At 36.7% G+C, this 22,852-nt stretch carries 24 protein-coding genes; 9 read left to right on the top strand and 15 right to left on the bottom strand.

Going from position 1 to position 22,852, the window contains the following annotated elements; all coding sequences use genetic code 11:
• Positions 1-15 precede the first annotated feature (15 nt).
• Positions 16-348, top strand: coding sequence for an Hpt domain-containing protein (locus ISP07_RS03570; RefSeq protein WP_209326817.1), 333 nt, complete (start codon positions 16-18; stop codon positions 346-348).
• On the opposite strand, the gene ISP07_RS03575 is transcribed toward ISP07_RS03570, so the two are convergent.
• Positions 313-1,218 (bottom strand): gluconeogenesis factor YvcK family protein, encoded by a 906-nt coding sequence (locus ISP07_RS03575; RefSeq protein WP_209326818.1) that lies wholly within the window; start codon positions 1,216-1,218, stop codon positions 313-315. The two genes, ISP07_RS03570 and ISP07_RS03575, sit on opposite strands and share 36 nt — an antisense overlap.
• 166 nt (positions 1,219-1,384) lie before the next feature.
• On the opposite strand from ISP07_RS03575, the gene ISP07_RS03580 reads away from it, so the two are divergent.
• Positions 1,385-3,358, top strand: coding sequence for a response regulator (locus ISP07_RS03580; RefSeq protein WP_209326819.1), 1,974 nt, complete (start codon positions 1,385-1,387; stop codon positions 3,356-3,358).
• Positions 3,359-3,399: 41 nt separating this feature from the next.
• Here ISP07_RS03580 and ISP07_RS03585 read toward each other — a convergent pair whose 3' ends face one another.
• From ISP07_RS03585 to ISP07_RS03610, 6 genes are all read right to left on the bottom strand, one after another.
• Positions 3,400-4,722 carry a Na+/H+ antiporter family protein gene (locus ISP07_RS03585; protein ID WP_209326820.1) on the bottom strand — a complete coding sequence of 441 codons (1,323 nt, stop codon included), beginning with the start codon at positions 4,720-4,722 and terminating at the stop codon, positions 3,400-3,402.
• Positions 4,723-4,730: 8 nt separating this feature from the next.
• Positions 4,731-6,671, bottom strand: coding sequence for a transglutaminaseTgpA domain-containing protein (locus ISP07_RS03590; RefSeq protein WP_209326821.1), 1,941 nt, complete (start codon positions 6,669-6,671; stop codon positions 4,731-4,733).
• Between the two features lie 2 nt (positions 6,672-6,673).
• A complete protein-coding gene (locus tag ISP07_RS03595) occupies positions 6,674-7,633 on the bottom strand; it encodes a DUF58 domain-containing protein (protein WP_209326822.1) in 960 nt (319 codons plus the stop codon).
• Positions 7,634-7,636: 3 nt separating this feature from the next.
• Complete coding sequence (locus ISP07_RS03600) at positions 7,637-8,530, bottom strand: AAA family ATPase (RefSeq protein WP_209326823.1); 894 nt, start codon at positions 8,528-8,530, stop codon at positions 7,637-7,639.
• Between the two features lie 7 nt (positions 8,531-8,537).
• The gene (locus ISP07_RS03605; protein ID WP_054553848.1) at positions 8,538-8,933 is read right to left on the bottom strand and encodes a response regulator; all 396 of its coding nucleotides are present in this window, start codon (positions 8,931-8,933) and stop codon (positions 8,538-8,540) included.
• Between the two features lie 711 nt (positions 8,934-9,644).
• Complete coding sequence (locus ISP07_RS03610) at positions 9,645-10,232, bottom strand: hypothetical protein (RefSeq protein WP_209326824.1); 588 nt, start codon at positions 10,230-10,232, stop codon at positions 9,645-9,647.
• A gap of 532 nt (positions 10,233-10,764) precedes the next feature.
• On the opposite strand from ISP07_RS03610, the gene ISP07_RS03615 reads away from it, so the two are divergent.
• From ISP07_RS03615 to ISP07_RS03630, 4 genes are all read left to right on the top strand, one after another.
• Positions 10,765-11,592: a hypothetical protein gene (locus ISP07_RS03615; protein WP_209326825.1), complete on the top strand. Its 828-nt coding sequence runs from the start codon at positions 10,765-10,767 to the stop codon at positions 11,590-11,592.
• A gap of 187 nt (positions 11,593-11,779) precedes the next feature.
• Positions 11,780-12,664, top strand: a complete 885-nt coding sequence (locus ISP07_RS03620; RefSeq protein ID WP_209326826.1) for a hypothetical protein — start codon at positions 11,780-11,782, stop codon at positions 12,662-12,664.
• Positions 12,657-12,902, top strand: a complete 246-nt coding sequence (locus ISP07_RS03625; RefSeq protein WP_209326827.1) for a hypothetical protein — start codon at positions 12,657-12,659, stop codon at positions 12,900-12,902. Before ISP07_RS03620 ends, ISP07_RS03625 begins: the two co-directional genes overlap by 8 nt.
• On the top strand, positions 12,895-13,281 hold the full coding sequence (locus ISP07_RS03630; protein WP_209326828.1) for a hypothetical protein: 387 nt from the start codon (positions 12,895-12,897) through the stop codon (positions 13,279-13,281). Before ISP07_RS03625 ends, ISP07_RS03630 begins: the two co-directional genes overlap by 8 nt.
• Positions 13,282-13,291: 10 nt before the next feature.
• Here ISP07_RS03630 and ISP07_RS03635 read toward each other — a convergent pair whose 3' ends face one another.
• Both ISP07_RS03635 and ISP07_RS03640 read right to left on the bottom strand, forming a co-directional pair.
• The gene (locus ISP07_RS03635; protein ID WP_209326829.1) at positions 13,292-14,470 is read right to left on the bottom strand and encodes a HEPN domain-containing protein; all 1,179 of its coding nucleotides are present in this window, start codon (positions 14,468-14,470) and stop codon (positions 13,292-13,294) included.
• Positions 14,471-14,569: 99 nt separating this feature from the next.
• Complete coding sequence (locus tag ISP07_RS03640) at positions 14,570-14,929, bottom strand: hypothetical protein (protein WP_209326830.1); 360 nt, start codon at positions 14,927-14,929, stop codon at positions 14,570-14,572.
• A gap of 96 nt (positions 14,930-15,025) precedes the next feature.
• Here ISP07_RS03640 and ISP07_RS03645 point away from each other — a divergent pair, with 96 nt between their 5' ends.
• Both ISP07_RS03645 and ISP07_RS03650 read left to right on the top strand, forming a co-directional pair.
• Complete coding sequence (locus ISP07_RS03645; protein ID WP_209326831.1) at positions 15,026-15,841, top strand: hypothetical protein; 816 nt, start codon at positions 15,026-15,028, stop codon at positions 15,839-15,841.
• A 97-nt stretch (positions 15,842-15,938) separates the two neighbouring features.
• Positions 15,939-16,715: a hypothetical protein gene (locus ISP07_RS03650; RefSeq protein WP_228290504.1), complete on the top strand. Its 777-nt coding sequence runs from the start codon at positions 15,939-15,941 to the stop codon at positions 16,713-16,715.
• Between the two features lie 458 nt (positions 16,716-17,173).
• Here ISP07_RS03650 and ISP07_RS03655 read toward each other — a convergent pair whose 3' ends face one another.
• Positions 17,174-18,751, bottom strand: coding sequence for an ATP-binding cassette domain-containing protein (locus tag ISP07_RS03655; RefSeq protein ID WP_209326832.1), 1,578 nt, complete (start codon positions 18,749-18,751; stop codon positions 17,174-17,176).
• A 245-nt stretch (positions 18,752-18,996) separates the two neighbouring features.
• Here ISP07_RS03655 and ISP07_RS03660 point away from each other — a divergent pair, with 245 nt between their 5' ends.
• Positions 18,997-19,704: a metallophosphoesterase gene (locus ISP07_RS03660; RefSeq protein ID WP_209326833.1), complete on the top strand. Its 708-nt coding sequence runs from the start codon at positions 18,997-18,999 to the stop codon at positions 19,702-19,704.
• Here the strand turns inward: ISP07_RS03660 and ISP07_RS03665 are convergent.
• The 5 genes from ISP07_RS03665 to ISP07_RS03685 form a co-directional block, all read right to left on the bottom strand.
• Positions 19,696-20,067 carry a hypothetical protein gene (locus ISP07_RS03665; protein WP_209326834.1) on the bottom strand — a complete coding sequence of 124 codons (372 nt, stop codon included), beginning with the start codon at positions 20,065-20,067 and terminating at the stop codon, positions 19,696-19,698. The genes ISP07_RS03660 and ISP07_RS03665 overlap by 9 nt on opposite strands.
• 197 nt (positions 20,068-20,264) lie before the next feature.
• Positions 20,265-20,837 (bottom strand): tRNA-(ms[2]io[6]A)-hydroxylase, encoded by a 573-nt coding sequence (locus ISP07_RS03670; protein WP_209326835.1) that lies wholly within the window; start codon positions 20,835-20,837, stop codon positions 20,265-20,267.
• 45 nt (positions 20,838-20,882) lie between these two features.
• Positions 20,883-21,515, bottom strand: coding sequence for a sulfotransferase (locus ISP07_RS03675; protein WP_209326836.1), 633 nt, complete (start codon positions 21,513-21,515; stop codon positions 20,883-20,885).
• A complete protein-coding gene (locus tag ISP07_RS03680) occupies positions 21,512-22,417 on the bottom strand; it encodes a substrate-binding periplasmic protein (protein WP_166340115.1) in 906 nt (301 codons plus the stop codon). Before ISP07_RS03680 ends, ISP07_RS03675 begins: the two co-directional genes overlap by 4 nt.
• Before the next feature lies 1 nt (position 22,418).
• Positions 22,419-22,793 (bottom strand): MAPEG family protein, encoded by a 375-nt coding sequence (locus ISP07_RS03685; RefSeq protein WP_166340113.1) that lies wholly within the window; start codon positions 22,791-22,793, stop codon positions 22,419-22,421.
• Positions 22,794-22,852: the final 59 nt, after the last annotated feature.

A 22,852-nucleotide genomic window follows, 5' to 3' on the forward strand; every position in this document is an offset into this window, starting at 1 on the left:
CTCCAAGGAAAAAACATGATAGATACTGCTACATTTGCACAATTGCAACAGGATGTTGGTGAAGACCTAGCAAAACAGCTACTACAAGTTTACCTCACTGAATCCACACAAATTGTTAACGATATTGCTGATACAACAAAACAAGCAACTATTTCTTTAAATGCACATAGTCTGAAAAGCAGTAGCCGAAGCTATGGCGCGCTTTCTGTAGGTTCTATTGCTGAACAAATTGAGCACAAAGCCAAAGCTGAACAATTCGATCGTGAATTGCATGATTTAGTCGAAACACTGCAAGATCAATTTTCACTAACACTAAAGCATGGAAATAGCTTGATCAGTTCGGCTTGATTTATCAGCCTCCAAAATTAATGGCATTTTAAGTATCTCACCAAAAACTGTACTAAGTTGTTCAATATCATGTTGCTGATTTGGTGTTTTAATCACATCATCAAAATGTGAAACAATTTCGCTAAGTGCGTCGTGTGAAATACTTAAATCACAAAATGAATATCCCAGCATACTTTCAAGCCAATCAACGGGTTTTAAATCTAACGATTTAATTACGCTTGTTTCTTTTGCAATATTTTCTATAAACACTCGACACGCTGAAGTCATGTTAATTGCTTGAGCGATATCTTCTACAAGCATAGCAGGCATAACACTGGTTATTAGGCTACCAGGACCAATTAAAATTAAGTCAGCATTATGTATTGCTTTAACAGCACCTGGAGCCGCATTTACATTTTGAGATAGAGTGACATATTCAGGTAACTGAGTTAGCGAGTCTATCTGGCATTCACCAATAATTTTTTCACCGTTTGGTAAAACAGCTAATAAATCGGTTGGCTCATCAGACATTGGCAAAATGGTTTCAGAATTGCCCAACATCGCATTGAACCAAGCAATTGCCTGAGTCGCAGAGTTAGTTTGTTGTGATAACCCTAGCAGTGTTAAATTACCTAAACTATGACCATCTAACTCACCACCTTCAAAGCGATGGTGAAATACTTTATGTACTAATGAGTCATCATCGGCAAGTTGTAGGCAACAACGTCTTATATCACCTAAAGCAACGCCCCCCTGACTATTTCTTAGTTTTCCTGTACTACCACCATTATCAGTTGTTGCGACAATTGCAGTGAGTTCTGCGCAATGTGGTCTAATTGCACTAAGCATATGAGATAAGCCGTGGCCACCACCAATACATACAATTTTCATTTGATTCACCCTAATTAGTTCATACCAATTAAAAGCATAAGGCATACCATTTTTAAGATTTAGCTAATATGATGAAATATCGATAATTTTTTAAAAAATATATGGATGAATCTAATTCTTTTTTCTATATTTGCATTATGCGATGCAATTTTTGATAGGAAAAGCCATGGCGGGTATTAACTTAGAGCAATTACCAATTGTGCTAAGACAGTTTAATGGAATAACAGAAAATCAAACTGTTAAGAAAGAACTTCAAGTTTTACTGAATCCTTATTTTAGTTTTAATGAGCTTTGTTTAATTAATATTGAAAACAATAAAGCATCAGTCGAAATGCGTACTATGAAGTATTTCGATTTTGAAGAAACATTGTTTATTGATGCATTGATTGATGACTCAATGTTATGGGTTGAGATTAACAATAGCAGCATGTTTAGAACCCCAAGCAATGTAGAGAGTGCTTTAGTCTTTCAAGTAAAAACAGGATTTGGTAAAGCTCAATGCCTGGTATTTTTATCTATTGAACCAGGAGCTTGTTTTAACGAACTTGAATCAATGCCATTACAAATTTTACTTCAACAAGTTGCACATCAATTAGAACATCAAACGAGGCTTAACAGGCAAAAATTTCATTCGACTTCGCTATTAAGCCGCTTAGCTGAGCTTTCAAATCTATTTAATGACTTTGCCAGTGAATGGTTTTGGAAAACCACAGAAAATAATCTGTTTATAAACGTATTAACCTCAAACGAAGCAAACAATCTATACAAAAGGCATTTCCTGAATAAAACATTTGACGATGTAATAACTGAACATGAACAAACACAGTTAAAAAAGTGGTCTCAATTTAAACACTTATTGTCAGAACAAAATGAATTTATAGATTTTGAATTTGAGATAAATTCATCACCTCAAGCTTGGGTGTCTTTTAGTGGTAAACCGCAATATGATGCAAATGGCCATTTCAAAGGCTATATGGGGATTGCAAAAGATATAACAGTAAATAAAGATAGAGAGTATGCACTTAATCTAGCGAAAAACAAGGCTGAAGAAGCCAGTCTTGCAAAATCGCAATTTTTAACTGTTATGTCGCATGAAATAAGAACCCCAATGAACGCCATTGTTGGCATGTTAGAACTACTCGCTGACTCTGAGTTAAATGAAAAACAGAGTAGGTGGTTAAATTACGCTAATACTAGTGCAGACCTTCTTCTAGATCTGATAAGCGATGTTTTAGATTTTTCAAAAATCGAAAGTGGCTCACTGCAACTTGATGTCAAAGCGACAGACATTTACACATTGGTTAAAAATATCGCTTCTCAATTCTTAGAAACAAGCCAAAGCAGGGGCGTTATTTTTTCATCTGAAATAAAAACGGAATTACCCAAAACTATCGATATAGATAGTGCTCGCGTTGGACAGATCCTATTTAATATTTTAGATAATGCGATTAAATTTACTAAAGTTGGTACTGTTAATTTTAAAGTTGATAGTACCGAAAAAGAACTTATTTTTGAGATCTCAGATACAGGGCAAGGTATGTCTCAGTCTCAACTTGAGACAATCTATGACGCTTTCAAACAACATGATGATGGCGTAAACAGGCAAGCTGAAGGGATAGGTCTTGGGCTTAGTATTACAAAAAGTCTGGTCGATCTTATGAAAGGAACTATCACTGTTGTTAGTGAGCCTAACGTAGGCTCTAAATTTACGATAGTGATACCCTTTACCTTGGTAAAAGAGGCCACTCACACACAGGAACAAGAACAGTCACTTGAGCCGATTTCTATTTTAGTAACAGAAGATAATAAAACGAATCAGGTGTTAATTAAGACATTCCTAGAAAAACTTAACCATCATGTAACACTTGCAGATAACGGCCAGCAGGCAATTGAAAAAGTGCAAGCAAGTACTTTTGATTTGGTTCTTATGGATATGATGATGCCGGTTATGGATGGAATAAGTGCAACTAAGTACATGCGCGAGAAACTAAACCTCACCATACCTATTGTGGCATTAACTGCAAATGCTTCTAAACAAGATAAGAGCGCTTGCTTAGAAGCAGGAATGGACAAAGTGCTTACTAAACCAATCAGATTCCATGATTTAAATCATGCTTTACGTATTTTATTCAGCCAATAAAAAAGCCCCAAATTGGGGCTTTAAAATAAACAATACTAATTTTACAACACCATTGCCGCAACCCAGCCAGCAATCAGTAGTGGAATATTAAAATGGATAAAAGTAGGCACGACAGAGTCCCAAATATGGTCGTGTTGACCATCTGCATTTAGGCCCGATGTTGGGCCAAGTGTTGAATCAGAGGCAGGGGAGCCAGCATCACCTAGCGCACCAGCAGTACCAACCAATGCAGCTGTCGCCATGACCGAAAAGTTTAGTTCTATACAAAGTGGTACAAACAAGGTGGCTATAATTGGCACCGTCGAAAACGAGCTACCAATGCCCATGGTGATTAATAGACCAACGAGTAAAATTAACGCAGCAGCAAGGGGTTTGTTACCCTCAATCATTCCTGCGGCAGAGCTAACTAATGAAGCGACATCTCCCGTTGCTTTCATCACTGAAGCAAAACCTTGCGCCGAAATCATAATAAAGCCAATCATCGCCATCATAGCAATGCCTTTACTAAATACATCGCCGTTTTGTTCAAGTTTTACAACACCGAATAAGGTAAATATAGCTACCCCAACAAGACCACCTAGGATCATAGAGCCACTAATATTTTGTGCTACTAATGAACAAAGTACGGCGGTAATTCCCACTGCTAAAACCTTTTTAGGCTGTTCAATGACAACCTCTTGCTGTTGCTCTGTTAGGCTGTGAGACTCGTAACTACGGCGTTTTCGATAAGATATAAACACCGCAACCAATAAACCAAATAACATCCCAATGGCTGGAATGATCATTGCCATCGGCACTTGAGTATTAACAATCTCTAAGCCATTTTCAGTGAGGTTCTTGTGTAGTATCGAGTATAAGTAAATGCCACCAAAACCATAAGGTAGCACCATATAAGAGGTGGCTAAGCCGAAGGTTAAGATACACGCAATGGCACGTCTATCAAGGCGTAACTTGTTAAAAACAACAAGTAGGGGCGGTATTAGAATTGGTATAAAAGCAATATGTACGGGTATCAAATTTTGCGACGAGATCGCACACAACAAAATAATGCTCAATATAAGATAACTAAGTGTCGTTTCGCCTTTATGGCTATTGTCGTTTACTTGCTTTAGTAACTTAGACGCTAAAATACGTGTTAAACCCGACTTAGAAATAGCCACCGCAAATGCACCTAACATCGCATAGCTCAGTGCTATTTCAGCGCCGCCCGATAAGCCATCATTAAATGCATTTACGGTTTGTGATAAACCAAGGCCTGCGGTCAAACCCGCAACAATTGCGCTTACCGTCATCGCCACAATGACATTAATTCGACAAAGTGTCAGGATCAGCATCAACATAACGCCGACAATTACTGCATTCATATTGTTCTCTATTTGGCTGTTTTGAGAGAGTTTAACAGAACTCGTACGCGGTTTTTGCGATTTTGGTTATATGATTGCTGTTGATAACGTACTTCGATGATTATTTGCTCAAACTCACTTAAATATGCCTCTGTTCTAGGCTTTTGCTGTTTAATTAAAGCAATATTTTGCAGTGGCGTGTTGGTATCAACTGGCTCAATGCCTTGCTTTTTTGCCCACAGGTATAGCTTAGTGATGTCATCAACCAGCGGCTCTCTACTTCGAATAGGGCGTTTGTTATATAAGAAATAGCCAGTAAAGCTCAGTAATAATGTACCTAACACAATTAAAGGCGTAAGCCATGCTGACTTATTACCAAACAGTGAATCAAATAGACTTTGTTGTGATTCTTGGTCAAACGTAAGCACCCAGTTAGTCCATTTATAGTCGAGCTCTTCAAGATGAATTCTAAGCCAGTTTATTGCTTTAAAATGACTCCAGCGCTTTAGGCCAAAGTTAAGATTGTCGTTAAAGCTTTCGTTTAAATCCCCCAGTTGTGATAACGAACCGTTTAAACGCTCCGGGGCAACAACAGCGGTAGCATCAAATATATGCCACTTTTCATCAAAGAACACTTCGACCCAAGCATGTGCATCGTATTGATAAATGTTAAGTGTTGCAGCTTTAGTTTGTTCTCCGCCTAAATAACCCGACACAACACGGGCAGGGTAACCGGCAACACGAAACATAAATGCAGCGGTGCTGGCATAGTGGCCACAAAAGCCACGTTTGGTATCAAACACAAACTGGTCTAACGTATTATCACCATACATGGGTGTAGGTGTTAATGTGTAAGCAAACTGCTGCTGATTAAAGTAATCAAGTAGCGAATTAAAGTAACCTTGGGCATTTTTATGCTCAGCAGCCAGCTCTTTTGCCAAAGCTGTTGTTTGTGGATTAGTTGCTTTCGGTAAGCGGGTGTATAAGCGTTTTTCAAATTCATTTAGGCTCAGCGAGGCTTGGCTACTCGTTACCGCGTATTTAATGTTTTTGTTTAAGTTACCTTTGCGTTTTAACAAACCATTGTAGGTTGAGTGCACATCAGAATTATCACTTTGCGCAAAGCCAACTGCAAAAAGCCAATTTAAAGATGAAGGCTCTGCAATAACCTGATAATTAACACCATTACTTTGAGTAATTGTACGGCGAATTGGGTTATATTGTTGCGATTTCAAAATGTCCGATATTAACCATTCACTGCCATTAAACTCATCATGAATAAGGCTGCGCCAGTAAAAGGGTGCTTGTAAAGCTTGCTCTGGCTGTTGTTCTACCCGAAAAACTAAGTCATCTGACTCAGCTAATTTCGCAATCGAAAAGGGGTTAACCTGCTCTGATAACCCCGTTTTAGCAAGTTTTGGCCCCGGTAGCTGCCAAAATGCGGGTAGCTTAGGTAAAAATAAAATCAAAAATGCTGCTATGGGTAAGGCCAATAATATAGTTTTAAAACTTTGTTTGTTAGCAGCCTTAAAGCTTTGTGGGCTAGTTAAATAGCCAAGTACCGCGAAGTTAACAATATAAAGTACACTCACCACCAAGGTTTCGAACAAGCCTTGATGGAACAAATACACCGTTGAAAGGTTAAAAAACACCAGTAAACACACGGTTTGATACTGTTTAACGGCTTTCGCTTGAAGCAATTTAAAGCTACTAGCAAGTAGCATCATCGAGACAAATAACTTTACGGTATCGCCCACACCAACCAGAACAAATAAGGCAACTAAGCAAACCGCAGCCAAAATATTCGCCACCAATCCATTTAGTTTTTTATAAAACTTACCTAAAAACAGGTTTAAAAAACTCAGGCCTGCCAATATGGCTAAGAATGGAGTCGCTACTTCAGTAAACAAAAAGCCACTGGTAACAATAAACAGCAGTGATAAAACAGTATTTATAAGCGGCGTATTCATAATTAAAACTCCGCTAAAGCTTGTAGGCAGGTTGTTTGATGATTGATCCCTTGGCCTTTTGCAATGTGTTTATTGGGTAAGGTTAACGAAAACGCCATGTGTTGGTCGGTTAATTGATTAACCAAAAAACATAACTGGCTTAATCTGTGCTCATTATTGCCACTCAACATATTGAAATTAAGTGCTAATTCCTGTGATGCATCACTGGTAAATTCTTTCGTTAATAGTTGTTGAGTTTTAGCGAAGTGTTTCCACGATACCTTATTAAGTGCTGTACCTTGTACAAAAGGGGTAAGTTGATAAAAGTCATCATTACCGGCTTTAACTTGAGCGTTATCACCGTCGCGTTCGTCATTGTCATGGAGCTGAGTATCAAGCTTTTCAGCGGTGATAGGTTGTGGGTAAACATACACGGTTTCGGTTGGTTCAATGTAACTCCACACAGACACTAAACCAAATGGAAAGTGGCTAATGATTTTAATTCTATCAAAGCCATAAGCACCACGTTCACTGCATTTAAGTGCTATTTCAACGGTCTTTTTCTCTTTGCTTTGCAGTGACACAGTTTCGGATTCAAGGTTGTCATTAATCAGTTTTATAAGTTCACAGTGTGATTGTGCGTGAATTTGAAAACGCGCAACGGGGACATTGGGCGCATAACTTTCATTTACTGATAGGTATTTAACCGACAAACTTCGCACATTTTTATAGCCGGTGAGTATCGCAAATACTAAAACAACCACCATTAAATAGGCCATGGCTAAAATCAGGTTATTTTGATAGTTAATGCCCATCACAAAGTTCAGTAAGGCAATTAGTAAAAACTGCCCACCAAGTTTTGAGGGTAATACATAAATCGTTTTATGTTGCAGCTCAATTTCGTTGGTTTTATGCTTGTTTTTTAATAACTTATTAAAAACGGACTGACGAAATTGATTAACAAAAGCAGGGTGCTTAAACATGTTTTATAAGCTTACAGGCACATGTTTAAGTGCATAGCCACTGTCAACAGCGTTTAAGCCAAGTCTGTGATCAGTCACACTAGGAAAAACCGCTTGTACATCTTCAGGCATTACAAAATCACGGCCTTCAATATACGCCCATGACTTTGCAGCGCGGGCAAGCGCAATGCTAGCTCTTGGTGATAATGGGTTTACAAAATGGTTATCTTGGCGAGTAAACGCAACGAGCTCAAGAATATAATCTACCACCGCGTTGCTTATCGTTACTTTATTAATTTCTTTTTGAATTACAGCTAGTTGCTCAGGATTAATGCGCACAGGTAAGTCGTCATAATTTCGGTTGTTTAAGCCTAGAATGAGGTTTTTCTCAGCGTGTTTATCAGGAAAACCTAAACTAATACGCATAAAAAAGCGGTCTAATTGCGACTCTGGTAACGGATAAGTGCCAGATTGATGCACAGGATTTTGTGTAGCAATTACAAAAAATGGTGATGGTAGGGCATGTTTAACCGAATCGACCGTCACTTGTTTTTCTTCCATTGCTTCTAACAGTGCACTTTGTGTTTTAGGACCGGCACGATTAATTTCATCACCTAATACAACTTGGCTAAATACTGGGCCTTGATGAAATGAAAAACTATGTTCTTTAGCATCAAAGATATTAGTGCCTAGAATATCAGAGGGTAATAAATCGCTAGTGAATTGAATACGTTGATATGACAAGCCAAGAACCGCAGCAAGTGCGTGAGATAACGTGGTTTTGCCCATACCTGGTAAATCTTCAATTAACAGGTGGCCTTCACTAAATAAACACGTTAAGGCGAGCTTGATTTGTTGTTGTTTACCAAAAATGACCGTTGATAGGTCATCGATAATGAGTTGGATTGTCGAATTCATAAACTACTTAATTTGTTATGGTTTCCATCAATTCTAGACGTTTCATAACTGAGTCGACTTTTTTTGCGTTGAATGGTTTGGCGATAAAACCTTTTGCACCTAATTCCCAGGTGTTTTGCACATTCTCAAGACTATTATGGCCAGAGCACATAACAACATGAGTATGAGGATGGCGGTCATTTAAGTATTCAAGAATTTCTGTACCGTCAGTGTTAGGTAGTTCAATATCAAGAAAGATTACGTTAGGCGACTTTTCTTCAATAACGGTTTTAGCTGATTCAAAATCTCGACTTTCTAAAATATCGTCAAAACCAAGACCAGTTAAAATTTGATTTAGATAGTCGCGGATATCTTGCATATCATCGATTATCAGAATAGGTTCTAACGGCTTCACAAATTCCATATCGTTTACATCTTATCGTTACATCTCAAGTTGATAGTTTTAATATAAGTCATGAGATAACTAAGCTCAAGAAACAAGCACTAATAAAATGAATAATATGATAAAACACCACCTTAATGTCCGATACCGTCTAGTATTGGACTTAACATGCGCAGAGAATAGGTATAGCTATGTATAGATACATAACTACCTATAATTTATATTATGTTAAATACTGTATTTATCTTTATAATCAGGTTCATTGGTCGTTAGATTTTAAGGTTTTTTAACCCTTTTTTGCTTAATTTGGGTTTTCACGAATTTATAGCTTTCTATGCAATTCTCATTTTTACTTTGTAAATTTTCAACCAAACTTACTTCATTCCAATAAGTCCAAAACGGTGAATTTTTACAAACCTAGATTTGATATGTGTTACTTGTACGGCTCCCCAAAAATATAAAATCAATTTTGTTTTCACTGCCCGTAACCGTTATGGCTTTAAGTTCATTAACTATGACTGGTTCTACAACAAACTATTTGTTATATCGAAAGCCATGTAGATGCCCTACAAGTTCAAATTGGATAGCTGTACAATTTGGTTTAAGTAAGTTAGACGCTGAATATCATTGGTAATGACTTAATCAAAATGAGTGATCAACTTCTCTGTAAGAATTTACAATATTCTGAATATAAAAATGATTTATTAATTTTAGACTTTCATGAATTGCCTGTTACTTTAATACGTAGCCAACTACGTACCAGCCAATTGGCCAAAACGCCAACAAACTATATGTGATTAGGTTTGCATTCATTACTTTAAGCTTAATGTCATTTTTACTAAGCCCTGTATCTGCAAGCATTTTCTTTGAAACTAAAAATTCTGACCACCATGATACAAAATAAAAAGGAATAAGTAGGAATAACCCCGCAAATAAAATCATCCAATGTAAGTCAGATTCATAAGGGATTAACCAAGGAGCTTGCCACGTTACTGCTAACATTTTACCGACAAATGTATCTATGCCATACGCTGCGCCACCACCCGTCAGCATTTGTATTAAAACAAGAATAACCCAAGTTAAAGGAACCCCAACAATTGTAGATACTAAGTTTGAAACAAATGCTGTTTTTACCGATAGTCCTTTGGTTAAATCTAAACTTTTTTGAAGGTATATTGCTTCAATAGCAATTATTGGTAACAAAGAGATCGAATACACAGGCACTGCAAGCATAATCATAGGTAGTCCTGCGTTTGCTGAAGCACCAAATGAGATAATAGCGAGGGGCAATAAAAATAGATAAATTATGAATTTATTCAAAACTATCCTTAGTGTTCTGTTCTTCCTTATAGTTAACTGTAAATTTAACTTAATGTAATTTCCAAATCAAAGTCTACTCAAACTATCTGTTTATCCACTTAATTTAAGCTAGGCATTAGGTTTCTTATACTAACTTTGAGCATGTCTCTGATAGCAATATTTATCCTGTAGTTTAGTTATTTCTTCACCGTGTTTTCAATTACGCGCTTTATCTAAGTAATGTTTGTTTTCACTTTGAAACGGTGGCGATCGTACAACCAATTTACATTACAATGAAAAGTAAGTTTATTTAGTTTACCTCGACGGTCATTCCCTACCCTTACCTCAAGATATTAAGAGAAATAAACTAATGCGCCCTTTATCGCAGTCCGATTGAATAAACATTAATCTTTAATGTAATATCTCAAAGTCACCATCTACAACACTGCTTATTCAAGCTTCTTTGTTGAGGTTGAGGTAGACGATATCGAATCAGGCCGCTTCACATTTCTTGGCCGTTTATAGAGAGTTTTACAAAGGACTAAAATTTAAGATGATAATAAAGGAATTTGTTACGGAATTTTTAAATGCTGCTTTATTTTCATCTATAACTGTTGCAGCAATACTCTTTTTTGCAAGAATTTTTTTTAAAGGATACATAGATCAAAAAAGCAAAAATCTTGCTACAAAACAAGATGTTGGTGAAATTACTGACATCGTTGAAAAGATTAAGCATGAGAACGCACAGATACTTGAGAAGATCAAAGCTGAACATGCAGAAAAGCTAGAAGACATAAGAAGAGAAAATCAACTTTTAGTTGCTACTGTAGATAAGCATTTAGATTTAAAAATTAAAATTTACACAGATGCAATAGAGTCTTTTACTGTTTTAACAAATAGTCTAGCTAACTTATGTAAGCTTTCTTTAACGGAGAGCGAATTTACTTCCATAATTGAGAAAGAAGTGAAATCTATCTCTAAAGTTAAGGTCGTTGGTTCAGTTGAAACCTGTAAAGCTACTGTTGAATTAATGACAGCTTTTAATTGTGCTTCATTGGAATTACAACAGCACAGGACCCCTTTAATTATTTGCAATGATCGCATTAACTATTTAGAGGCTAAAGAAGAATTAAACAATTCTGAGATTTTAGAGTTAGATCGATTAAAGGCATCAGAAAAAACAGACTTTCTGAGCTTTGTTAATTTATGTATGGAAAAGCACAACCAAATTTCGTATCTAACAACGCCATATATTATCTCAGTCAGAAAAGAACTAGGTCTTGAGATTGATGAAACGGAACTTACTGAGTCAGAAAATTTAAACTCAGCAATACTTGAGGATTCATTCAGTTCATTTTTAAATGCAATGAAAGGAATGTAGCTTTTTAAATTAAATATCTAGTCGTTTACAAGCTATTGTGTTTAAAATATAAAAAATCAATTTAGATGGATCTAATGTTATATGAAACAGCACTTTTCGATAAAACTTCAAAACTCATCTAGGCTTTTTACTTCTAAACTAAGATTTAAGAAGTACTCTCCTCCCTCTATAAAAAATAAGAAATAATATGAACGATAAAATCAAACAAGTTTTCAAAATATCCTATGATACAAGTGAGACTAAAGACCATACTATTGATGCTGAGCTTTTAGGGAATGCAATAGTTAATACAGCTAGTGTTTTAAAGCATGCTGATAAAGTTATAAATGGTGATGATTCAAGTATTGACCTTGATGTGCGTGCGAATAATCAAGGTTCATTTGTGATTGAATTTGTGACCTGGCTAAATAGTACCGGTATAAACCCTCTCAGTTTATTAGGCTTTGCTGCTGCTCCATTAGGAGTTAAAACACTTTTAGAAGTACTTGGGGAGATTCAGTCTAGACCTGTTGCTTCACGTATCGACTTAGGAAATGGAACATCTAAACTAATTTTAAAAGATGGTTCTGAAGTTGAGGCCGATAGTAATGTTGCAAGACTTATAGTCGATAGAACATTTAGAAAAGACTTAGAAAAAGTTATAAAAGCGCCTCTAGATGGAGCTTCTAATGCAAAGCTTGTCATCAAAGATGAAAAGGATGGTGAAGTGTCATTATATGAAGAAGAGCAAGTTAAGGATTTTAAGACCCCTTCAAGAGAAATAATAGAAGAAATTAAAGAAGAAACAGAAAGTACAGAAGTTCGTTTTGTTAAAGTTAATTTTAGTGGTTCTACTGGTTGGACAGCAGAGTTAACCACCGGTGAAGTAATTAGCGTTAAAATGAAAGATGAAACTTTTTTAAGTCTTATTGAAGAGAATAAACGTGTTTCCAAAGGTGATTTGTTCGTTGTAAAATTAAAAACAACAACAAAGTTTAAGACTGGCACTTCTCCTTCAATTACTCGTGAGGTAATAAAAGTTGAAAGGCATAGAGCAGCAAAAGAAGATAAATTAGTACCAGATAATGAGTGAGACTGAAGCATACATTCAATTAATAATTATGGTAGGCATTATTTTATGTTTGCCATATATTTGGGTGTCTGTAATACCGACAGTTGCAAAAATTATTACCGCAAAATTCTTTCCTCCAAAGTTCATTGATGTAGAAATCATTGATGGCGACCATATAACTTTTAAGCGCATAAATTTAGAAAACGATGAAGAACTTGTAAACGCTCTTCTGAGTGTTGAAGGTAAAACTAATGAGTAAGTTTTTTAACAACCCGATGCTCATTAGTTGTGCGACTGGGTTGAATATGGTCGCTATAGCAATGATTCAAGCACACGTAGTTGACGATTCTGCCAAACTAGCCTATTCCACAAGTTCACCTTTTATATGTAATTTAATTGTTTTTGGGATTGATTGGTGGCTAGCGAAGAAAAAAGTTAAGAGTGCCGAACAATTAAGAATAGAAGCAAAATTAGATGACAAAATAGCCATAGCAAAGAAAAACCTAAAAGATGCTAAGCAATATGGTTTGGATATTAATGATTTCAAAAGCGAGCTAACTAAGTTAATGAAAGCCCGCGCTAACGTGCCTGCTTTAATAGCTAAAAGAAAAGCAAACAATACAGTCAGACAACAATAAAAAAGCTATTTCAGCTTTTGCTTTGATTCCGGTAAATTAAAGCCTTAATAATCAAAGGTATTAAGCTTTTGACTTCTGTCAACGAGTCAATTCCGCTGATAACTGTAGAAGAATTTAAAGTTATTTCCCTGCTGTAATTGGCCTTTCCAGCATGTACAATTTCTGATCTCAAGTTATAAAATCCTTTAAATAATTCCCTATAGTATTTTTTCTTCCGCGTAGATGTTGCAAGTAAATTTGCAGCTTTATTTGAAAGAGTCCTTGTTTTACGTTCGCTATTTCTATTTAGTAACATGCATTCTAAAGCAATTGCACAGCCTAAAACCTGTCGGTCTGAATCGAAAACCCAAAGAGACTCTACATAGTGTTTTAAAGCTAAATTTAATTTATCCTTTAACCTTCCTTGAAGAGCCATGAAATTTACCAGTATCGGTAGGTCAAAACTATCTGAGGTGATTGTTGTAGTAGATTGTTCTGTTGGGATTATAGGGGGAGATTTAATCGAAGTTCCGAACCCAGAATGTAATTGGTTTAACCCTGGATGTTCCACCACAAGGTCCGTCACCTCTATGAATGGACAACAGCCTGGTACAATAACGGGTAAAAAATATATAATTTCTTCTAAATGTCTTTCAATATTTGAGACTTCTAAGATATTTTCTTTTGTATTCTCACAGTTAGTATCAAAACCTCCGTATTCATACACTAAAGCAGACCTTTTCAGAAAAGGAAATTTATGGTCATCTAACTTATAGGGAGAAACCCCGATTATGGGATGTGGATTTTCTCTTGCTGAGTTTATCTCATTCATCAAATGTTTAATTCCACCTGCTTTTGTAAGTTCAAAAAATGGCTTTAAAGAAAGCTTATCGTTAATAACAATCTCATCACTTACCTCCACACCACATATGACGGCTATTTGTTTAAAGTTTACCTCTTTAATGTCTAATATAGATTTAAGTAAATCGATTGCAAAATCAAAGCCTTTAGATGAGTAGTTATTCAAGAATGAGTAACTCAATTCCAAAGATGAAAGTCTAAATGCTGAGTTAGGGCTATTAATAAATCTTATACTCATCGATTGGCCATCAAAAAAAGGGTGCAACTCAATTATTTTTTGAACTTGGCAAACTTTAAGTGTTTTGTTGTTTTCACATAGTCCTGCTAATTTATCTATATAAGAACTCATATCTCTCTCAATTGAATTTAAGGATAGTTGAATAGCTAGAGCCTGTTTAAACGCTTACAGTCGAATTTAAACGTGTTTTAAACATGGTTTGAATCTAACTTAAAGTATCAAGTTCTCCTTCTGGTACTTTTCCCACGATTCAATGAGTTTTGATTTAGCATCATCAAACACAATTTTCTCTTTGTAACTGACCGTAATGAGCTCTTTCTGTTTGATTTGAATTTTTGCCAAAGCCATGAACTCTTCATCATCTATAATTTTATCCTTACAAGAGTCAGTCAACTTATTTATGAACTCAGAGTTTGGATTGTTTTTTAACTGGTCTGCCAATGCTATGTAAAACTCAGATAAAGCTTCATCTGGATTCTCTGAGTAATATTTGCTGTCGTTGGTGACATAAACGTGAATATTAAGTGCTATGTATACAATTAATGCTGGAGCAGCAACACCATAGAGCACTTTTCGTGGGATATTAATTTTAATAACCGTTCCTTGGTTGTTTGTAGCTTTTTGAATATAGTATGAAACTTAATAAGTTTAAAGGATGAAATCAAAGTGCCTGAAATTATAAAGCAATGGTTTATTAAGCACATGCCTGTAGAGGAAGACATTGGCCTTCATGAAAATAAAGCATTTATTCGTTGGATAGGATACCCACTCTTAGCAATTTTAGTGCTGTTCATTGCTGTAACGTGGAATCTTTTCGAATCTGGTGTTTATAGTTTTGACAAAGAGTTTGAAGTAAGCTTTGTTGCTTTAAACGATTTTGCAAAGTACTACGCATTTCCAATCGCATCACTCACAGTACCTTTAACTTTTGGAGTGATGTTCAATCGTTTTCATTCATCTAAACAAAAAGCGAAAAGTAATCGTTTAGTTGAACACAATAACGTAGCAAATAGTTATTTTTCACACTTTACTTATTTCAGTGAATACATAAAAGAAATAGACAACAAGGATGAAATGCTAAAAAGAGGCACATTCAAAATTGAAATTTCAGCGCAATTGGCTTACAGGAAAATTTTTGTAAATTCCACAATAAATAATGCCGATTTCAATATTCCCAACTCAGTAGTTGATGACTTAGTTGAAGAGTTGGAGAAGGAATCTCTCACTTTCGATAAATATGTGATTGATGCATACAACGGACCCTACTTATCAAAATTTGAGATTGAAGGATTCAAGCCAACACGAGCAATCAATAATAGAGATATTTTTCTAAATATGGTTGAATCATACCTTCATGTTTATCGTGAGTTATTTAAATTCCAAGGTACTGCGAACGTTTATGAAATACTAGAGTATCTCTCAGCAGCAAGGAAAACATTTTATAAAAAAATAAGGCGAAACAACATTAAGGAAAACCTTTAATTGAGTTAAATTATGAAGCTATAATTTTCAATATAGTCAGAACCATACATGTAAACCCTTTTCCAGCAGCACCCATATGCATCAACTCATAAACTAAGTGCCAATTAATCGTTTTTGGCACTTAGAACATGACACACAAAGCAAGCAAAATACTCAGTTCGATTGGTTTGAAGTTTTTAAAGCTGGTACCCAAACTGACAGCAAAGGTAATACCCAAACTTTTAGTAACGCTGATTTAAATAGCGTTGTTACTAACTTCACACCTAAAACCGCACCGCTTGTAATCGGCCACCCTAAAATGGATTCACCTGCATGGGGTTGGGCCAGTGAACTAAAAGCCGAAGACGGCGTACTTTACGCTAAAGCAGATGAAGTAAGCAGTGAGTTTGCTCAAGCCGTTGAAGATAAGCGCTACCCTAACCGCTCAGTTAAATTAGAAAAAGTCGAAAACGGATACAAACTTGCCCACATTGGTTACTTAGGTGACAAGCCTCCTGCTGTTGATGGTTTAGCCTGGCAATTTAACCAGGATGAGAACGCCGACACCCTTACCTTTGAATTTGCTGCCGGTTATATGGACAGTATATCGCTACGCACATCAAACACCCTCACACGCCTTATGGGCAATTTACGCAACTTCATAACTGATCGTTTTGGTAGTGAAGCGGCAGATAAAGTTGTGCCCGAATACGAATCAGAGTGGTTAAATGAAGAAACCATTTCGGAAATTCACTTCCCCCAATTAAACGCCCTAGCAACACCTAGCCCAATTTCATGCAGCACTACAAAACCCGCGCCGTATAAGGTTGCCCAAACTGGGATGATAATAAAATCGAGGGTTGAGGTGGATGATGAAACAGCGACTTCTTGGTAATTTGTAAGCCAAGGATAAAAACCAAAGCAGTAAAGAATAATAATTGGGGCTGCAAAAAGTATTAAACGCAGTTTTCGCTGTTTAAAAAACGGCATAAATGACGTACCCAGCATCAGTAATAACGGCACGAATACGTAGATCACCGAGGTAAAATCATTGAGCGTCATGCTTAAACCTATGGTTATAATCAGCATGAATAAAGCAGTAAAAACGCGGTAAGCGGCTGTAAAATTCATAGTCATTCCTTGTAATACCAATTCGCTTAATTAAGTAGTCTATTTTGAGGCAATAAAACCTCGTTGATAGCAAGGCAAAAATTTCGTTATTTAGTTGTTCTAAATCAGAAATTTTTAACGCAGATAGCGACAGGTTTAATCCCTCAAAATGATTAAGTATTATTGCGGATTGGTATAAAGTACCTACAACCACCCTAGCACGCTTATTTGTAAATGACTATTTTATAAACCAATTTGCTTATTACAGCCGATACTTTCTACAAAGTATTTATCATGGCTTACGAGTATAAACCCGCCTTTAAAGCCCTGTAATGACTGAGCCAAGAGCTGTTTTGATTCTAGGTCGAGATGATTATCGGGCTCATCGAGTAACAAAAGTGCGGTGCTTTCAATATTACTGACGATGCACATGGCGAGCTTCATTTTCTCTCCACCACTTAAAAGTGCGGCATGTTTAAAAACAGCGTCTTTTCTAAAGGCAATACTGGCAAGTAGAGTACGCGCGGTGCTCTCATCTAGGTTTTTACAGTAAGTCATCACGTTTTCGAGCAGGGTTAGCTCGTTGTTTATTAATGTAAAATGTTGGTCCAAATAATAGAGTGCTTGATTGCAATGTAACTGCCCTGCTTTTACTGGTATGTCGTTGTTCAGGGTTTTAAGTAAGGTTGATTTACCAGTGCCATTGGCTCCCATTAAATTAATTTTATCATCACTGAACACCTGAAAATTAAGCGGCTTTTGTGTTCCGTGTGCTAATACAACGTTCTCCAGGCTAAGTGTTTTTTGGTGCTTAGCTTCATCTGATTGCGCCAAATAAAATTGCTGCGCTTTAGTTTGTTCAAGCTGGCTAGAAAGCTCATGTTTATTACGAGTGAGCTCACCTTCTCGCTTAGCGTTATTTTTACTTTGTGATGATAAATTAGCGCTGGCTTTATCTTTTTTAGCATCCATCAACACTTTAGGCTGGCTGCCTGATTTTCTCAGCGCTGCGCCTTGGCCAGCTCGTTTTTGTGTTTTTTGCTTTTGTAGTTGCTCTGCTGCCTTGAGTTTGTTTTGCTGTATAACAACGTGATTTAATTTATTTTCAAGTGCAGCAACTTGCTGCTGTTTTTGTGTTTGGTACTCAGAAAAACAGGTACCATATTGTGTTAAACCTAGGGTTGTTAGCTCCCAAACTTCATGGGCCTGCTCTAATAATTCTTGATCGTGACTTATTAATAATAATTGCCCTTTAAAGTTGTGTATTTGCTTTATAAGCCAGATTTTACCTTTTGCATCTAGGTGGTTTGATGGCTCATCCAGTATTAAAATATCGGGCTTTATGCAGTTAAATAATGCCCAAAGTTTTAATTGGCTAAGCTGACCGCCACTTAAATGTTTGCTTAGTGAGTAAGGGGTTTTATTGTTTACGCCAAGCCTTACAAGTTCGGCATTAAAGCGCTCTGGTAAGTCCCAATTGCCTTCAAGCAAAGTTAAATTTTGCTCAGTAACTTGCCCTTGGTTTATAGCATCAAGGGCATTAAACACAGACTCTAAGCCAATTGCCTCTGCAATTGTTAGGTTATCAGCCTGATTTACATCGTCCATTTGCTTATAAAAGCCAAGGGCTGAATTACAAACAACCGTGCCAAAGCTTGGCTCATTTAGCTTAGCAAGTATTGACGCTAATATAGATTTACCGCAGCCGTTCTTACCAACTAACGCGGTGACTTTAGCAGTAAGTGAAAATGAAAGGTCGTTAAATACAACATCGCCATTGTCATGTTGATAACTTAAATTAAAAGCTTGAAGTTGTGGCATAGTGCCTCCTGTATTACAGGGGCATAAGCGTTTGATCACACGAGAAGTAACATATTAAAAGTGATAGTGAGCAACGCCTACTAACCCTGTTGGTCCAAAAAGATAAAAATGAAATTGGATAACAGGTTTAGTTGTTCATGTTGGCAGTAACTCCTAAAAAGTGAGGCTTGATAATAACCACCCAGTGCTCAAATAGCAAAGAGTTATGATAGTCTTAAATTATTAGCTGCTTAAAGGAATGTATTTTGAATTTAGTTAAAAGCCCACTTGCCTCACAAAACCCCATTCAAGTTAAGATGCAAATTAATGAAAGGAAACGTATATTTGTTATTGGCGATTTAGATGCAGATTTAACTAAATTTGAACAGGCGCTTTGCTCTGTTAATTTTAACCCAAGCGAAGATATTTTGATTTCACTGGGTGATGTGATTGATCGGGGTGAGCACAGCATTGCGTTACTTGCGCGTTTTAAAGAGCTTGGTGTACATATGTGCCTTGGTAACCACGAGCATATGTTGCTTGAGTCTTTACTTGCAGGCGATAAAAGTTACTACCGATTGTGGGTTGAGAATGGCGGCCGTTGGCATTTAGATGCAACCGATGAAGAGCTCGCATTTGTCTGTAAGCAGCTACTTCAATGCCCGCTTTCTTACTATGTTGAATACGGCAAAGTTAAAGTTGGTTTATCACATACAACACATGCGGATTGGGATTGGCAAAATCCTACTCAAGATATACAACAAGCGATTGGCACTTTGCTTTGGGATAGGAGCTTAACCAAAGAGAAAAAAGCGCTAATAAATCCAAGTATCGATTTTTCTGTGCATGGCCATAACACGACCCAAAAGCCCTATTGGCTTGGCAATAGTTACCATCTTGATACCAATTATCTCAGCGGTAAGCCCACCATTATTGAGCTTAGCACGCTGATAAAGCAGTTTTCCTCAATGTAAACTTGCCAGTCGTTCGACCGTTTGCTCTTCAAGGTATTTTTTGTAGGTTAGTCTTGCATGCCACAACTGCTCATCTGTTTCTTGAATATAGATGATTGGGCCAGCAGTTTTGCTTGCCAGGCTAGTTAGTTTACTGTATTCACGCGTATCAATTTTGCCATCGCTAAAGTAGCTTTGTGCGGTATGTAGAAATTCATCGTCTTTATAAATATCACTATGCCAAATAAGCGAGCGATACATACTAGCAGTTATTTCGGTGGGCTTATCGTTTGAACGAAAGAGCTTCACTTCGGTATAAATAGAATTACCGGTGAATACAATCCCTATTAACGACAACGTCGTAAGAGTCATCATCCATTTCATGCTCTATTCCTCTCAGTTAGGTACTAATTTAACTATAGGAGAGAAAGATGAATGTATGCTGTTTATTTAATCAATTAGGATTGTCGAAACTATTCTCAAGATACTTAATTATTGTTTTTAGTCCCTAATTTACTGCTTTAGACCAGAACCTATAATTTGTGTATTAAGCCAAAAGGCCTAATACACAAGCTCTACAGCTAGTGAAGCGCTGCTGTAAATGGAATGTTTTTACAAATTTCTGCTTCTGCGATGAGGATTTCTTCGAGGCGTGCATCAACCTCTTGCTTATCGAAATACTCGTAGGCTAGTTCAACGAATAAGTTTTTATGTTTTTCTTCTGATTTTGCAATCGCGACATAAAACTCTTTTTCTTTACCCGGTGGTAAAGCTTCTGCAACAAGCGAAAAGCGTTCGTGTCCGCGTGCTTCAATTACGCCTGCCACTAATAAGCGGTCCATTAAAAATTCATCACGGCCATTTCTAAATACCGCACGAATTTGTTTGATGTAAGGATCTTTTTGGTCATTACCAAGTGACACATCACGTTCCATTAATAGCTTTAAAACTTGCTTAAAGTGGATCATTTCTTCCAGCGCTAGGTCTGTCATGGCTCTAACAAGCTTACGACGGTCTGGGTAATGAGAAAGCATAGACATAGCCATACCAGAAGCTTTTTTCTCTGCTGCAGCATGATCTTGTAAAAAGGTATCGAAGTCAGCTAAGACACCTTCTGTCCATTCAAATGGTGTATGGTATTTCAATTCAAACATGATAAGGAACAACTAAACTTATAATTGCGGCGATTTTAACGTATTTTACGTGTGATTATAACCAAGAGATTTATCAATTTTACCACTTCGGGTAGATGATACTTTATCTGGGTGTTTTATGTCATTCCACGCTGTGACTTTGCCACCCATATTCAGCTGTTTAAAGCTAATTGGCTGCTGAGTGTTTAAAAACTGCTGAAGTAATTGCGGGCTGTTTGAGTCTGCTACATTAAGCGTTAATAACTGGTTTGTACGCCCTTTAAAGTAGTCTGCCACTTGCTTTTGGTGGCGGTTATAACACGCAGTTAGATATTCATCAGATTCTAACTCTGCCAAGCTATACTGACCAAACACATCGAGATAACAGCGCTTTAAATGGCTATTAAAACCACCATCAGGGCGCATTAAATTAGTGTGCATGCGTGCTAATAACTGCCTTATAGATGGCAACCATTTAGTTAAATCGCGCTCGAGGTTGATAAAACGGCTATTTGCAAAGTGCTCATCAAGCAAGGCGTATTCACTAAAAACTGGAGTATCAGCAATAACATCTGCACTTGTAATTGCTTGTTGGGTATAGGCTGTGTGGGCGGTTTTATAACCGAGTTGTAAAAAGCTGTTACAGATACTAGTTGTGCCGGTTCGTGGTAAACCGATTATAAAAATTTTAGAGCTCATGGCACCTGATCAAATGCTAACCACAGCGATTTGTCGTTGACTGGGGTTAACCTTGGTAAATCATAATTATGCAATTCTATAACAATTTTGTCGTGTAGGTGGGCGTTTTTTATAAAGTTCCCGTTGTACTTAAAAAATAATTCGTCAAATTCACCACTTTGCTGCATAACCTTAATCCCCTGAGAAACGGCTTTAGCAATATTAGTATTATGTTTATTAAAAAAGAAATAGATTGGGCTTTTGTATTTGAGCATTAGATGCGGCAGAACGACCAACGGCATTCCTTCTTTAAAATACGCAAGTTCATCTTGGATCTCTAATACTGAACGAGGAAATAAATCCCCCCTTCCTCTATCTAACATTACAAACAATGATTCAAAGTCCATTGCCGTTGCCACTGTTAAACCGTTACTTGTTAGAATTCGTGTATCTGGCCAATCTGTACCCTGAACTAAGTTAATCGATTTTAAATCATCAAGAGATTTTAGCTGTTTCAACCTCGGTAACTTATCTTCTGTAGTAAACATTAATCGCCAACCAAATAAGCCTTTAAATATAGGAACTCGTAGAGGGAGCAAAGTGTCTTCACGCTCTTGGTTTGTCATGCTCCAAGTAACATTGATAGATCCAGTCGTTTCAATTTCTTTTAAAACACGATTTTGGCTTAATAATTCAGGTGCGGGTGATAAGGTAAACTTATAACCACTTCTTTTTAAAGCTGTACGAAGAAGTATTAAAGGATAAAGTACTTCTTCGTCTAAGCTATCCATTGTTTTAGGATAAACAACATGCAAAGTGGTTGGTGGTGTTACGCGATTTTTCTTGGCATTAATTGTTTTTACATTGGCAAATAAACAAGTTGAAAATAAGAACAACAAACATGGAAAAACAATTTTTAGCATATCAGAAAACCTGTGTAACTAATAACATCACAGCGCTAATCAAAATAGTAATGAAAGTAAGCATCATACCTAATACACGTAATTTCATCAGATTATCAGCAAGTGCGTAACTATGACAAAAACGACCAGCAACCAGCATTGCCCCTAAAATATAGCAATAATGGCTTGGGAGGCCTTGATACTCTAATAAAAATAGCAGGATCAACGAAAAAGGCACATATTCAATGAAATTTGCATGAGTTCGTATAGCTGCTTGTAGGCTTTTATCTCCCCCGTCACCAAGTGAAATGCGTTTTGCTCTACGTAGTTTGATCACACGAAAGCTAAGTTGAATGTATAAAATGGCCAAGATGGCAGCAAACGTTGAAACAATCACAGTTTTTCCAATTTTTATTTAAAGTTAGACGCTTAGCATAATTTATTGCTAGGCTGTTA

This window comes from Pseudoalteromonas sp. PA2MD11 (genome assembly GCF_017808125.1).
GTDB classification, from domain to species: Bacteria; Pseudomonadota; Gammaproteobacteria; order Enterobacterales; family Alteromonadaceae; genus Pseudoalteromonas; species Pseudoalteromonas simplex.

Coding starts and splice junctions, on each gene's coding strand:
- ISP07_RS03570 (WP_209326817.1), top strand. CDS start 16: ATGATAGATACTGCTACATTTGCACAATTGCAACAGGATGTTGGTGAA.
- ISP07_RS03575 (WP_209326818.1), bottom strand. CDS start 1,218: ATGAAAATTGTATGTATTGGTGGTGGCCACGGCTTATCTCATATGCTT.
- ISP07_RS03580 (WP_209326819.1), top strand. CDS start 1,385: ATGGCGGGTATTAACTTAGAGCAATTACCAATTGTGCTAAGACAGTTT.
- ISP07_RS03585 (WP_209326820.1), bottom strand. CDS start 4,722: ATGAATGCAGTAATTGTCGGCGTTATGTTGATGCTGATCCTGACACTT.
- ISP07_RS03590 (WP_209326821.1), bottom strand. CDS start 6,671: ATGAATACGCCGCTTATAAATACTGTTTTATCACTGCTGTTTATTGTT.
- ISP07_RS03595 (WP_209326822.1), bottom strand. CDS start 7,633: ATGTTTAAGCACCCTGCTTTTGTTAATCAATTTCGTCAGTCCGTTTTT.
- ISP07_RS03600 (WP_209326823.1), bottom strand. CDS start 8,530: ATGAATTCGACAATCCAACTCATTATCGATGACCTATCAACGGTCATT.
- ISP07_RS03605 (WP_054553848.1), bottom strand. CDS start 8,933: ATGGAATTTGTGAAGCCGTTAGAACCTATTCTGATAATCGATGATATG.
- ISP07_RS03615 (WP_209326825.1), top strand. CDS start 10,765: ATGATAATAAAGGAATTTGTTACGGAATTTTTAAATGCTGCTTTATTT.
- ISP07_RS03620 (WP_209326826.1), top strand. CDS start 11,780: ATGAACGATAAAATCAAACAAGTTTTCAAAATATCCTATGATACAAGT.
- ISP07_RS03625 (WP_209326827.1), top strand. CDS start 12,657: ATGAGTGAGACTGAAGCATACATTCAATTAATAATTATGGTAGGCATT.
- ISP07_RS03630 (WP_209326828.1), top strand. CDS start 12,895: ATGAGTAAGTTTTTTAACAACCCGATGCTCATTAGTTGTGCGACTGGG.
- ISP07_RS03635 (WP_209326829.1), bottom strand. CDS start 14,470: ATGAGTTCTTATATAGATAAATTAGCAGGACTATGTGAAAACAACAAA.
- ISP07_RS03655 (WP_209326832.1), bottom strand. CDS start 18,751: ATGCCACAACTTCAAGCTTTTAATTTAAGTTATCAACATGACAATGGC.
- ISP07_RS03665 (WP_209326834.1), bottom strand. CDS start 20,067: ATGAAATGGATGATGACTCTTACGACGTTGTCGTTAATAGGGATTGTA.
- ISP07_RS03670 (WP_209326835.1), bottom strand. CDS start 20,837: ATGTTTGAATTGAAATACCATACACCATTTGAATGGACAGAAGGTGTC.
- ISP07_RS03675 (WP_209326836.1), bottom strand. CDS start 21,515: ATGAGCTCTAAAATTTTTATAATCGGTTTACCACGAACCGGCACAACT.
- ISP07_RS03680 (WP_166340115.1), bottom strand. CDS start 22,417: ATGCTAAAAATTGTTTTTCCATGTTTGTTGTTCTTATTTTCAACTTGT.